Origin of the sequence: Ohtaekwangia sp. (genome assembly GCF_036568665.1) — a bacterium.
Taxonomy (GTDB): domain Bacteria; phylum Bacteroidota; class Bacteroidia; order Cytophagales; family Cyclobacteriaceae; genus Ohtaekwangia.
Genome location: NZ_DATCSD010000257.1, coordinates 16,296 through 30,266 on the forward strand (window position 1 = coordinate 16,296; position 13,971 = coordinate 30,266).

The following is a 13,971-nucleotide window of genomic DNA, read 5'->3' on the forward strand; positions in this document are numbered from 1 at the left end:
AGCCAGCTATTAATGTTTACAAAACCATCTGCTCAGCGCATGAAGAAAGTATTACGCAGCTTCTTTCTGATCATCAACTATAAAACCATCATCGTTACTACACTTTCCGTTATTTCTACTTACGTGTGTTATCGGGTAGGTCTTACAGCCAAATTTCCGGATATGCTGGTGGGGGTTGCTATTGTTTTTCCGGTGGTGTTTTCCATCGGCTCTGCCTATAACAGACGCGAAACAGCGTTGCAGCGATTCTCTGATTTTAAAGGTCATGCCATGGCTATATATTATGCCACCCGCGATTGGACATTGGATAAAAACAATGACCTCCCTCAACGAACAAAAGTTCTTATTGAAAATATGGTAGTGCTGATGCGCACCATGTTTACCACTTCGCGTAAAAGTGATATCGTTGCTAACGAGCAAAAAATATTTCAATACTTCTCACAGCTATCCCAGCTCACAATCGAGTTGCGCAAGTATGGTATACAAAGCGGAGAGTTTTCGCGCATCAGTCAATATGTAAGCAAGATGATTATCGCGTTCGATAACCTGCGCATCATTCATGCCTATCGTACGCCTGTTACCTTACGAGCCTATAGCAAAGTATTTATCTATATATTCCCGATCATCTACGGGCCATACTTCGCCAGCACGTTCAACGATTTCTCTGCACAACTGGAGTATGTAATGCCCATACTCTATAGTTTTATTCTGGTAAGTCTTGATAATATACAAGACCACCTCGAGCATCCTTTCGATGAGATTGGCGAAGATGATATACACATCGATGAAAAAGAATTGACGATGCACATGGACTGAGTGTTTGTTTCCTGCAGATATGCGCAGAAGAAAAGCAAAATATTTCCCACAGATTTCACAGATATACACAGATGAAATGCAAGGGAGGAAGCATAAAGCTAAAAGTGGAAAGGTGAAAGACGTGTATTGCTATTTCTGCCTTTAACCTTTAGCTTTTTTGCTAAGTATATATATGCGATCGATTAACAGATAACTGTTAACGAATAACGAAACTGAATATTGAACAAGGAACACCGATCAACGAATATTAAAGTAAAAACACACTCTTATCCCACCCTCACACATCTGGCAGCTAGAGGCTAGTAGCTCGCAGCTATTTATCCAGCACGTCTCCGTACTCCGTTACTTTATCAAATACACTTTTCGCGAAAGGACACAGTGGCAATATCTTCAGGTTGTTTTTGCGCGCATGGTCTACTGCGGCAGCCACTAATTGTTTGCCGGCACTTTTGCCACGCAGTTCGTTTGATACTTCCGTGTGATTAATGATGATGCGTGTATCACCAGCTTTGGTATACGTCATCTCTCCGAGGCGTTTTCCATTCTCTTCAATATAGAAAGCACCTTTGCTTCCGGATTCTTCACGTTGAATTTGCATAGGGGTATATATTATGAATTTTGTTTATAGCGAAAAGCAAGCATCGTCATCGTAACAAAAAGCACTACAACAATAGCCAGTGCTATACGAAGCGTCTGCCAGTCGGCAATAAAGCCGATTACCGGAGGGCCAATCAGAAAACCGCTGTACCCTACCGTTGTAACCATGGCGAGCCCTACACCGGGAGGTAAATCTTTTGTATGACCAGATATACTATACGCGATTGGCACAATAGTAGAAAGACCAAGACCCACCAGGAAGAACCCTGCTATACCTGTCCACGGAGTAGCGAATACTACTGCGACCGATAACCCTACCGTTGCAATAACACCACCGGCCATAATCATTTTGTTATCGCCAAAGACAGAGCGAAGCTTGTCGCCAAAGATACGGCCGGTAGTCATGGCCGTTGCAAAAGCCGAGAGCGCTATAGGAGCAAGCACCTTTCCGGATAAGGCTATATTTTCCATGAAGTTCACGCTCCACTCAGACATGGCGCCTTCACCCAGCATACAACAAAAAGTAATGATGCCTATACTCAGCATTGCCTTGTTCGGCAAGCGAAACAGCGGGCCATCATGTTTGAGTGAGGGATCGGGTTTATCATAGATAAGATGTTGGCTCGCCCAGGCGGCTGCGATCAGCGAAGCGAAAATAACTATACCGAAATGTTCGATGAGTGAGAAACTCGCGAAGAAGGCACCACACCATCCGCCCAATGCCATACCAATACTAAAAAACGCATGGAAGGAAGTCATGATAGGGCGTTGGTACTGTTTTTCTACCATTACTGCCTGCGCATTCATGGCTACATCCAGCATGCCGGTAAATATACCCATCACCAGGTATAGCGCCATCAGTGCAACAACATTCGGCATATAGGGCAGGAGTGGTACGATGATGCAATACATCAACAGCGAAAGCAATGTGATCTTGCGACTCCCGTTCTTGATAATTACCCATCCAGAAAAAGGCATAGCACTTACAGCTCCGACCGACATGGCCAGCAATATCATACCCGTGGTGCCATTATCTGCCTTATATAATTCCTGGATGCGCGGAAGACGAGATACCCAGTTGGCCAATACAAAACCATTGATAAAGAACGAGATCTTTACCGCGAGGCGATTGCGGAATAGCGTGGGCGAAATAGTTTCTTTCAAAGCTGCATTGATCTCTGCGAAGATGCTGGGAAAGCCTGAGGAAACAAAAAACAAAGCCCTCAAATTTTTTTTGAGAACCGTTACCCGTTACAGGTTAATTGTTATTCGTTATGTAATTAGCGGATAACGAATAACGGTTAACTGATAACTGATAACGCTAGTTATTATGCTGCAGCACTGAGAAGGTTTGGCGGCCGCTTCCTACGGAGCCATCGTTGGTCATGCCCTCTACTACTACCTGAAAATCTCCGGCCTGATCGGAAGTATAAAACTCGAGTTGTTGCTTTCCATCAACACCTGTGGTAACGGACGGATTCCAGTATAACAATGTGCGCTGGTCGGGCATACGCGTTTGGCGTTGTTGTTGTGTTTCGTAGCGTGGCGTATAGAACTCCCGTTGTGTTTGCAAACCATCGTAGTTCATGCGTATACTTTTTGGATTGAGTTGAAATCCGTTCAAGTCCCCGGTATAGGAAGTATAGCTTACAATACCCGGAAAGCTCAACGGCCCCAGGTAATAACGCTTTTTGATCACTTCGAGCTTTCTGATTTTAAGCGGACTGAACGACATGATCTCGTCTTCATCAAAGATCGGTACACCATCCAGCATAATGAGCGGAGTCTCGTCAAATATAGCGTGGCGTACAGCATCGATTACCATGAAATGAAATCCATCTCTTCGCTTTCGTACCATAACGCCCGGTACATATTCGCGCATGACTTCTTCCATTACCGGGAATCGTGTGAATGCATCGAGTAAATATTTTTCATCTGGCGGACCGAAGAATGCAGAGCTGTCTGTTTCCGGGCGACTGATCTTATCCAACTGCTCGCGATAGTATATATCCTGCACCTGCATCGCTACACTACGATCGAGTAATTCTTTGCCACGAGCGGGTGAAAGTTGAAAAGGTGCCAGCGGAACAGATGCAAATGCAGAGGAGAATGGACTGATGATCTCAACGCGATAGAGACTATCCTGTTTATAGTTGGTTTGCAAAATGATGTTGGCAGAGCCGGTAAATTTCTGCATCTCGTAAAACACTTCGCCCTTTTTATTGCTGAACGATCCATAGAGACGGGTAATTTTACTGGGCGATGCAAGGTACGTCATAATCCAATTGGCGGGTGCTCCATCCGGACCGCGAACTATACCTTTAACTATATGGCCGCGATATTCCGGTAAAAATTCTATAGCAGGTTTATGATTGTTTAATACATCACTCCATGCAAATCTTCTCCAGCCATGAGTCAACATCAGGTTATCGATGGCTTCATTTACCAGAGCGTCTTTGGAATTATAATATTCGGGTGATTCAATATTTCCTTTCAGATCAGAACTGAACCAGAAATATTCTGCTATACCGGACGTGTTGTTTTCCGACAATGAATCCAGTTTATATACTGACACCGATACATCGGAAGATTTGGCTGCTGTGGCAACACTGGTTTGTATATCCAGCTTTACTCTTCTGCGATTGGTATACTGTTGCTGATCGGTATGGATGTCGAGACGCAATAAATTCTCCGGCTTTTTGAAATACAACCGTTCGGCTACCGGCTTCATATTTGTATCAAAAACAGTAAGGTGGTTGATACCCTCTGGCAGATCACTTTTCTGTATGGTAAATGTAACTTTACCTTGCTGCAGATATTTTACAGAAGCATGCGCCATGATCTGCCGTGCATGTACAAAAAGATATACCGGTGAGTTGCCCGCACCATATACATGTATATCGATAGCATCCGATAATGAATCAGTCACTGAAAGCGTATAACCTTCTTCTGATACATTTGGAAATTTAGCGAATGTAGTTTTGCCGGTTGATTCATGAATAACCGCGCGATAGGTTTGTCCGCTCTGTGGTGTGAATTCAAAATGTCCCATGCCAAACTTTAAAGGCTTAAAGCGTGTAAGGGTATCGTTGTGTTGATTGATCAGCGCACCGGTAAAGGCTATACCTTTTCCTTCAGCATTGATTACCCGAAAAGCAATTTTACTTTTAATACCACTTACTAAACTTCCACCCTCCGGAAAAAACTGTGCATCGGGAGGAAGCGCGGCTTGTTTGGCATCAGGTTCATTTGTTCTGAATGAATTGATGATGCTGATGCTTTTATGGAAGTAAAAATCAGCGCTAAAGTTCTTCATCCAATTCGTATAGGCACGGATGATATAGTTACCGGACGATAATGTTGCCGGCAGAAAGAGCGAACCATTTCCTTTACCATCCGTCATACCAACCTTCGTTTGCAGCACAGGTTGTTTGGCCTTATCCAGTATCTCCACATATACTACGTCACTCATAGACGATGGTTTGTGAAAACTTCCATCCGTAAGATATAGTTTAAACCACATGGTTTCGCCCGTCAGATAACCGGAGCGATCGTTGTGCAGGTACACTTTCTCCTGAAATGCCTGCTCACGAAAGTTCTTGAATTTTTTCCGGAGACTATCTACACCAGCGGGTTGCTGCGCATATACCGTAGAATAACTGATGCAATACATCAGGCAGAATAGTATATAGCGATATGAATTATATAACGATCGCATGTTGATATTTTTCATTGCCAGAAATCGGGTTTGGTAGTCGTGCCTCCCTGCACACGGCAATCGGCACAGGACTTTGAAGTGAATATATACCCGATAACAACCGGGCCTTGCGTAGCTTCACCTATTGCTTCGCTATATAGAGGACTGTAATTTTTGATATCCTTCATCAGAACAGTATCGGCCATGCAGCCCTCCATACCCTGAAACCTGCGTAGCTCGTTGGGCAGATCATTCGAACTCAAAAAGAAACGTTGTGATTGCACCGTGCCTCCGCTGAAATAGCCCAGAACAGGCTCATCGAGATCGGCAGTGTTATAAATATTGCCGGCTACTTTACCCGGTTGCGGATCAAAAAGGCCGCCCAGGCTCTCCGTTGTTTTTTCTAGTTGCTCCCAGTAATTATACGCTTCGCGGGTAAGCGCCCTCTGCCGGAGCAGCATACTATATTTGATGAACAGCTTTTGCGAACCGACCGGAATGTGTGTGATCAGTTTGTCGTCAATAATGTCCTGTGCAAGTTGATCAGATGACGCAATGTTAATGTCGTGCGATGTAGTAGTGCGCCAGCAACGATATATATACTGGTCGTACGGACGAGGTATCAGGCTGTCGTTTTTAAAGATAAAGCCCGATAAGTATACGGCTGTGTACTCCCACGTTTCATCATAGTCCCACCGGTAATAGCGAGAGTTACCCGAATCGTCATGGGTGCTTACCGTAATATTTACTCCATCTTTTCCTGGTGCCCATGTAAGTTCATCAATAGGAGGAGTATCTTTCAAGGTGATATAGTCCGAAAGATATTCCTTGTTATTGGAAGTTTTTATCCGCAGCCGGTACAGACTGGTGCTGTTTATAGGAATCCCGCCCCCGGTATATTTTCCGGTATTATCTCCTGTGAGTAGCGTTGTGTTTCCTTTGTCGTCTTCAATACTCGCAGTAGCATTCAACTCAGCGGGAGGCGTATCTGTGGAAGACAAAGAAACCGATCGCGATAACTTTACGGTAGCACTTCCATCGCTGCTGTTAATGTAGCCATCTATTACAAGGTAGCTGTTGGTGCTTTCAATAGCAGGCGGGGCGTAAGGTTCAACGCAAGCCGTGAGTAAAGTTGTGCATATAATAATGAGAAGAGTATATTGATAGAGTATATACCGGTTCGGGTATATATGGTGTATCGATAAAGTAAGAGTACTTTTCATTGCCAAAAATCAGGTTGTGTGGTTGTTCCGCCCTGTGTGCGACAGTCGGCACAGGACCTGGTAGTTAATATGTATCCCAGTATAATTATCCCTTCAGTAACTTCGCCCACCGCTTCACTGTATTGCGGGTTATAATTCTTAATGTCTTTCACCAGAATAGTATCCAGATTACAACCATCGGTTCCCTGGAATCTCCGCAGTTCGTTTGGAAGATCATTTGCACTCAGAAAGAAGCGTTGTGATTGCACAGTACCTCCGCTGAAGTAGCCCAGTACAGGTTCGTCCGCATCGGCTGTGTTGTAAATATTGCCGGCTACTTTACCGGGTTGCGGATCAAACAGACCGCCCAGGCTCTCCGTTGTTTTTTCCAGTTGTTCCCAGTAATTATATGCTTCGCGTGTAATCGCCCGCTGCCGCAGCAGGATGCTGTATTTTATAAAAAGCTTTTGTGATCCAACCGGGATGTAGGTGACCAGGTGGTTGCTGATAACATCCTGCTGAAGCTGATCGGAAGATGCAATGTTAATCTCATGCGATGATGTAGTGCGCCAGCAACGATATATACTTTGATTATAGGGACGCAATACAAGAATATTATTGGTAAATATATAGCCGGAATAATACACAGCTGTATATTCCCATGTCTCATCGTAGTCCCACTGATAGTAGCGGGAGTTCCCCGAATCGTCATGAGTGCTTACCGTAATATCTATTCCATCTTTTTTCGGTGTCCAGGTAAGTTCATCGATGGGAGGAGTCTCTTTCAACGTAATATAGTCAGAGATATACTCCTTGTTGTCAATGGTTTTTATCCGCAGTCGATATAGGCTGGTGCTGTTTATAATAATATCGCTGCCGGTATATTTCCCGTTCTTATCTCCGGTTAGTAATGTTTTGTTCCCTTTGTCGTCTTCAATGCTTACCGTTGCATTCAACTCGGCAGGAGGAGTTTCTGTAGACGCCAGCGGAATAGATCGCGATAATTTTACTATAGCGCTTGCATCTGTACTGTTTATATAGCCATCTACCACCAGGTAGCTGGCGGGAGTTTCCACGGCAGGCGGTGCATACGGCTCTACACAGGTGGTTAGAAGACCTCCGCAGATAAGTACCGGAAAAGAATATTTGTACAGTCCCTTCATGATCTTCTAGAATTTAAAATTATAGGTGATCGTAGGTATAGGTCTGGCAAATACTGACATTTTATAGCCATTGATTCTGCCGCCTTCCGATACAAAGTATACCGAGTAAGCATTCTGTCTGCCCGTAAGATTATACACTGCAAACGTCCATGAACTGTGCGCCAGCTTTTTTATCTTATGATTACCCTCTACGTTGATCGACAGATCTGTGCGGAAATAATCCGGTATACGATATGCATTGCGGTCGGAGTAGTAGATACGCATGGTTCCTCCGAGGTCGTATTTGGCAATTGGCAAAGTTATCGGGCGACCGGTGCTATAGACTACGTTGAGCGAGACATTAAACCTGCGACTGAATTTGTAGTTACCAATAAAGTTCACAGCATGAGGTTTATCGTAACTGCTCGGATAATATACTCCGCGATTTATAGTTTCGGTAGAAGTTGGCCCCGCAGTTTTAAGCAGTGAGCGGGAGTATGTATAGCTTACCCAACCGTTTAATTTACCAGTAGCTTTCTTCACCATAAATTCTACACCGTATGCTTTTCCCTGTCCTTTGAGCACATCGGTTTCGATATGGTGGTTCATCAGCAATGAAGCACCATCTTTATAGTCAATGGCATTGTGCATTTTTTTATAGTAGGCTTCCACCGATGTTTCGATCATATTGCCCAGCAGGTTTTTGTAAAATCCCAGCGACCACTGATCACCGATCTGCGGAGGTATATACGTATCACTCAATTTCCAGATATCGGTAGGAGCAATGACTGTTGTGTTGGAAAGCATCTGTATATACTGGCGCATCCGGTTATAGCTAAATTTCAATGATGTATTATCCGTTAACAGATAGCGGGCTGAGAATCTTGGCTCCGCTCCGTGATAGGTTGCTATAGGGCCTGACTGATATTGTACGGTGTCTTGTATAGTGGATTCTTTGCGTGGTACACCGGGTGCATACTGGTATACTTCACGCGGCCCAAGACTCTGGTAATAAGAATAACGAAGACCTGCATATACCGATAGATTCGGTGTTACTTCAAAGTTCTCCCCTATATATATAGCGCCTTCTCGCCCTTGTTCATTTTGTAAGGTATTGGGTACTACCAATGATTGAGAACCATACGGCTGATAATTGCCGGGCGATAATCCATAGTGTATAAAACTTGCTCCGGCCGTAATAGTATGCTTGGCACTGGGGTAATAATTAAAGTCGGCCTTGGCACCAAGCTGCTTGATGGAAAAATTCATCTGGAAAGCATTTACCGGGTTGGAGCTGCTGGTAACCATATACTCATATTTACTATAGGTGCCGGTAAGCACACCATATAGTTTTGTATTAAAGACATGTTTCCACTTGATGGAAGCATTGCGATCGCTATAACGGTAAGCAGTATCAGAGTTAAGTTTGAAATGGTCTTTACTCATATACCCCGAGAGGTAAATGCTGTTGTCGTCATTTACCTTGTGTGTAATGCTCGCGTTCAGGTCGTAGAAAGAAGCATTACTGTTCTTCAACTCTTTTGTCTTAACCCTGTCAAGAATCCAGTCAGAGTACGTAGAGCGTGCGCCAATCAGGAATGATGTTTTGTCTTTGATGATCGGACCTTCCAACGTGAATCTTCCTGTTATAGGGCTTATACCTCCGGAGCCGGAAATCTTTTTCAAATTACCTTCGCGTGTATGTACATCTAGTACAGACGACAATCGCCCGCCATACTCTGCGTTGATGCCACTCTTATATAGCTCTACATTTTTGAGTACATCCGGATTGAACGTAGAGAAGAAACCAAACAAGTGCGAAGGATTATATACCGTAGCATCGTTATACAGGATCAGGTTTTGATTGGTAGCACCGCCTCGTACGTTTAGCCCGGTGGTGCCTTCGCCTACGGTTTGCACTCCTGGTAAGGTGAGCACTACTTTCATAATATCTGTTTCGCCTAACGCCAGCGGCATTTGCTTCATGGTTTTGATATCCAGTTTCTCCATGCCCATCTGCATACCCGTTACCCGGGCATCGCGATCGGCTTCCACCACTACTTCTTTCAAAGGCGTTATGTCTTCTTCAATTTCAATATCGAGTCTTCCGTTGTTGTATAGCATGATCTGCCGATGCGTGTTCTTCATGCCTACACTTTTTAGTTTAAGTATATGCTGGCCTTTTGGAAGCGTGAGAGAGTAATGACCGAACTGATCGGTAGAAGCACCAATCATCGGGTTCTCTACATATACCGATGCTCCTATAACCGGCTCTCCTGATTTTGTATCGCGAATTGTACCTGCCAGCGTAGCTTTACCTTGCAGGTTGTCGGTCTTGGTACCTATGGTATATAGTTTCTCTTCTGCCAGTTTTATTTTTTTCTCGCGCTGCTCAAAGTCCGTATAGTCGAATGCTGCGGCAGGCTTGGTTGTAATGTTACCGGGGCCGAAGTAATCAGGCGGAAGCTCTGTTGATATCTGTCGCTCGCGGGTGATGTAGATTGTACCCTCATATATACTATAGTGCAGATCGGTATTCGTAAATATTTTATCCAGCACCGAAGCAACTTCTTCATTGGAAACAGATAATGTAACGGACAGGCTGTCGGTCCATGCAGGGTTAAAGGATAAATGATATATAGTCTGTTCTTCAATAGCAGCAACCACCCGATCAAAACGCGCAGCAGAGAAATCGGCCGTAATGCGTGTAGACGACCGTTGGGCCCATGCCGGTGTTGCCAGCTGCAACGTGAAAAGAATAAGAAGAGTAGGTAAATTTCTAATCATGGTTTGGTCGGGATACGGTCGTAAAATTCTGCCATGCGTACAATATACTGTTCGCGGTTTCTGCGAAACCGGATCTTGTTTTTGCTCATAAGTTGATTGAGGTCGCGCTTTTGATCTGCGAATACGTCCTGGATCGAACTCTTGCTGCGTACATGAAAGTATGCCCCGTCTTTATAAATATAGTAGCGGGTTTTCTCTTCGAAATCATGAACGATCACCTGCTGATTGATCGTTTCCTGCAATACTTTTATATGGCGCGCATATACCTTTGTTCGGCCATCATACAGTAATTCATAGAAGCCATGGTGTAATGAGCTGTCGGGCTGACTTACAAACTTGTGTCCGGGAATAGTAAAGTATTTTACGCGTTCCTTGATCAGCTTCATGGTGCTGCTGCGCGAGAAGGATTCGGTGAGCACCTGGTCGGTTTGCAGATCGTATAGGAGCGGCACCTGTTCATACAGATACCCATCGTAATGTACCGAACCAAATACCCAGTCGTTGGAGCCAAAGTAAGGATGCTCTTCCTCCAGCGTCTTGTATTCTGCATAGTCGCCCCCGTTGTAAAGCTGCGACTGCCCTTTGATGGCTTCGTGATAATGTTTAACAGCGTTGGCAGATGCTGCCGCTATAAAGGCCGTGTCGCTCCTATAGCTTTGTGCCATTGCTCCGGAAGCAAGTAAAACAAAGGCCCACGGCAGGCGGGTAATGATTGATCTCACAAAGGTTTTGGTTTCTATTACAAAATATAGCTTTCCATCAATATTTAGCTAACCATTAAAATAAAAAATGGAGAAGTATAAACCCGGATGAATGATGGCTGGTGATCGAATACACCCGTATGTCGATGATTTTGCCATATACGTCCATCCAACTATGGATAACGTCTAACAGGAGAACTCTAAAAAAATATGGGTGCACGAGCATAGCTACATGCACATGCTGGTGACGGGGTGAGAGGCAGGGTATGGATCAGCTCTTTCGAAGATTCCAGTTGATAAAGGGTAATGACCTCGCCTGATTTTTATTCCAGAGGCCAATCTGTATACCTCGGAAATCTTTACAGGAATTGAATAATGCCAACTGAAATCCCTTGCCTTTTTTGGATTGGTTTCTGAGCACCGAGATACAAACCCCTTTGAACCTGTGGGATATAGTATGCAGGCCTGAAAATGAAAAACCGTTCAGGCTCGTTACGATCGTAGCCACACCTCCCAGGTATACTCCTGATATTTCTGTGTCGCCAACAGAACCGAAGGCATTTATATTTACTCCCTTTATTCTCACCGTGGTTGGTTCAGGCGGACGAGCGAATAAGATTGAGTCTCTGGTTAAAAAACTGCCAAGGATAGGAAAGACAAACCCAAGCGATAATGTTTCGATGCAGACGCCCTTTACCAGCAGCGAATCCTTATAGTTGGAAGGCTCCGCATCCAGGCCGATAGCCAGTGCGTTGATCTCGTCTAGCTTTGTGTTAATAAGCGGAATAAGGGCAATAGCCTGCTTTCGGTAAACTGAGTCGATCTTTTTGGCAACAGGCTTGGGCGAAATTCCCATATAGTAGTACGTCTTTCCATCTTCTTCGTATAGCCAGTTGAGCCCCTGCTGCGTAAGGAATGGAACGAGTTCATGTTTCACCGTGTCGCCTTCATATACAGGAGCTGTTATAGCCGGTAAACAACAATGCGCTGTGTCTTGCCTGAAAATAAAATCGTAGCGATCCAGTGACAGGTGAGTAAATATTCCTATTGACCGGTCTGCTATCAACGATAATTTCTCCAACGAAGTATAGTGTATCTTTATCGTATCGAACGTCTGCCCGATACGGTTGGCCACACGGGCATTGAAGTGTGTGGTAAATATCAACGTATCCTGCACTATATCGATCAGGCGTCCGTTATATCTTTTGTTAGTAGGAAGAGAAATGTCGTAAATGCAATTTCGGTATAGGTAAAAACCGTTGTCATTCACGTTCGACATCTCATCGCGCATTTTTAATTCCTTACCCTTCTTCAGGAGTAATACAGTCCAGCACGATGCATCCTGTGCTAATGAAGAGAAGGCTGTTAATCCAACCACTATCAGAAGAAAAAACTTTTTCATATCGAGCATGGGTATGGGGGTAATTGGTTCTTGTAACTGCTATCAAAATAGAAATCTATTCTAATTCAATATTCGAAAAACGACTGAATGATTGCCAGTACTTGTCTTTGTAGATCGTAAAGTCCAATTCAAATTTGTCGCTATACTGGTGCAACAATTCAGGTAGCACAAGTGAAGGTTTCCGAAAGTCTTTGCATGCAAAGTATATTTCCTGTGTATTGTCGCATGTTTCTCTTCCTATATTTAAGTGTCCTTCCGCTTCTGATAATTCGCTCACAATCTTATTCTCGATCTCATCCAGCAAGGCGTACGTTTCTTCATCGGGCATTCCATCATTATCGGTGCCATCATACTTTATCTCGATGATCGTTATCCACGGATGAGAAGCTTTTCGATCCCAATCCAACAGCGTTGTATTGATAACAGCCAGCAAAGGCTTATCGTCTTTCGTTGCTTCCAAGCCGGCAAAATCATCGTTCTCAGAATTGTGTTGAGTGCTGTCATACTTCTCAATAAATTCTTTCTGGCGCCAGATTAAAAAACTCTTCAGCTTTTCGATCGAAACTAGTTCTTTCGTGGCTTCGTCTTTACTCACCACACTTATATTGTCGATGATTGTAGCAAAATTCAGTTCGCCCAGGTAATTATCCAGAAACAGGTTAATGCCATGTTCTATCGCTTCTTTATTCTCTTCTGTATAGTCATCATGCACAACCGTTATATCGATCTCATCCGGCAAATCATCATGATCATTCGAAAAGAAATGGAGGTTGTCTTCCCTAAATTCATATTCCTCCATTACGATTTTTATATTGAGCAGATCCCGCTCAGGCTTATGTGCTATAAATATCCAGCCATCCAATGGTGGTGCAGCTTCAACCAGTTCTTCTACAAAGACTATATTTTTAATTACACCATCAGCCGTAAATATGAGTCTTACGGTATCGTCATCTTCCATGCCCGTAACAAATTGAAATCCTTCTCGCAATTCGTCCAGCTTAGGAGCCAATACCTCAAAGAAATCTGTTTCAATATTATTTCCGGTTTTTACGGCTTTGCGCAGGCCCTTTTCGTTTTTCTGAAACCAGTTCCAGAAGTCGGCATACGATGCAATAGGTTCTTCTTTCTTTCCGAATAGATTTTTGAGGAGGCCCATGATTGATAGTATATTAATTAAAACGATTGGGGTCTTATAAGAAGTATATATATTCTAATTATTTCCGGGAAGATAGGGGCCGCCTGTTTCTCCCCAGCCCCATGAGGGCATTGGCTCACGGGTATCCATAGTGTTTTCGGTTAACTGAGAATTAATAACGGCTATGCGTGTTCCCCATTCAATATAACCAACAAAAGCAGAGCGAAATTCCGGATCACTTTTTAGTCCGGTCTCATCAGCAGTTTTTAATAATAGTTGCATCCATCGTTGGCGTTTCTCTTCGGTAAGCATCTTGCCAATATGTTTGCCGATCATGTGTGCATGACTGCCGCCATCTTCTGTTGTATATAATTTCTCCCCACCAAAAACTTCTGCAACAAAATGCGCAACATGCTTTACATGTTCGGGCGACATATCTTTAAACACAGGACTGAGCAGATCGTCTTTCAAAACCTTGTCGTAAAAATTCTT

At 43.8% G+C, this 13,971-nt stretch carries 11 protein-coding genes; 1 reads left to right on the forward strand and 10 read right to left on the reverse strand.

The window, feature by feature from the left end; translation table 11 throughout:
• The first annotated feature begins 39 nt into the window (after nucleotides 1-39).
• On the forward strand, nucleotides 40-816 hold the full coding sequence (locus VIN08_RS14180; protein WP_331966292.1) for a hypothetical protein: 777 nt from the start codon (nucleotides 40-42) through the stop codon (nucleotides 814-816).
• A 313-nt stretch (nucleotides 817-1,129) separates the two neighbouring features.
• Here VIN08_RS14180 and VIN08_RS14185 read toward each other — a convergent pair whose 3' ends face one another.
• The 10 genes from VIN08_RS14185 to VIN08_RS14230 form a co-directional block, all read right to left on the reverse strand.
• On the reverse strand, nucleotides 1,130-1,414 hold the full coding sequence (locus VIN08_RS14185) for a GNAT family N-acetyltransferase (RefSeq protein ID WP_331966295.1): 285 nt from the start codon (nucleotides 1,412-1,414) through the stop codon (nucleotides 1,130-1,132).
• Between the two features lie 11 nt (nucleotides 1,415-1,425).
• Nucleotides 1,426-2,631: an MFS transporter gene (locus tag VIN08_RS14190; RefSeq protein WP_331966297.1), complete on the reverse strand. Its 1,206-nt coding sequence runs from the start codon at nucleotides 2,629-2,631 to the stop codon at nucleotides 1,426-1,428.
• 103 nt (nucleotides 2,632-2,734) lie between these two features.
• Nucleotides 2,735-5,146 carry a hypothetical protein gene (locus VIN08_RS14195; RefSeq protein ID WP_331966300.1) on the reverse strand — a complete coding sequence of 804 codons (2,412 nt, stop codon included), beginning with the start codon at nucleotides 5,144-5,146 and terminating at the stop codon, nucleotides 2,735-2,737.
• The gene (locus VIN08_RS14200; RefSeq protein ID WP_331966302.1) at nucleotides 5,143-6,333 is read right to left on the reverse strand and encodes a DUF4249 domain-containing protein; all 1,191 of its coding nucleotides are present in this window, start codon (nucleotides 6,331-6,333) and stop codon (nucleotides 5,143-5,145) included. Before VIN08_RS14200 ends, VIN08_RS14195 begins: the two co-directional genes overlap by 4 nt.
• A complete protein-coding gene (locus tag VIN08_RS14205) occupies nucleotides 6,330-7,475 on the reverse strand; it encodes a DUF4249 domain-containing protein (protein ID WP_331966305.1) in 1,146 nt (381 codons plus the stop codon). Before VIN08_RS14205 ends, VIN08_RS14200 begins: the two co-directional genes overlap by 4 nt.
• Before the next feature lie 6 nt (nucleotides 7,476-7,481).
• Nucleotides 7,482-10,241: a TonB-dependent receptor gene (locus VIN08_RS14210; protein WP_331966308.1), complete on the reverse strand. Its 2,760-nt coding sequence runs from the start codon at nucleotides 10,239-10,241 to the stop codon at nucleotides 7,482-7,484.
• On the reverse strand, nucleotides 10,238-10,963 hold the full coding sequence (locus VIN08_RS14215; protein WP_331966311.1) for a hypothetical protein: 726 nt from the start codon (nucleotides 10,961-10,963) through the stop codon (nucleotides 10,238-10,240). The genes VIN08_RS14210 and VIN08_RS14215 overlap by 4 nt, the downstream gene beginning before the upstream one ends.
• 250 nt (nucleotides 10,964-11,213) lie before the next feature.
• Entirely contained in the window at nucleotides 11,214-12,344 is a 1,131-nt protein-coding gene (locus tag VIN08_RS14220) for a hypothetical protein (RefSeq protein ID WP_331966314.1), read from the reverse strand.
• A gap of 55 nt (nucleotides 12,345-12,399) precedes the next feature.
• Nucleotides 12,400-13,500, reverse strand: coding sequence for a DUF695 domain-containing protein (locus tag VIN08_RS14225; protein ID WP_331966317.1), 1,101 nt, complete (start codon nucleotides 13,498-13,500; stop codon nucleotides 12,400-12,402).
• Nucleotides 13,501-13,554: 54 nt separating this feature from the next.
• The coding region (locus VIN08_RS14230) for a group II truncated hemoglobin (protein WP_331966320.1) at nucleotides 13,555-13,971 on the reverse strand (417 nt) is incomplete at its 5' end.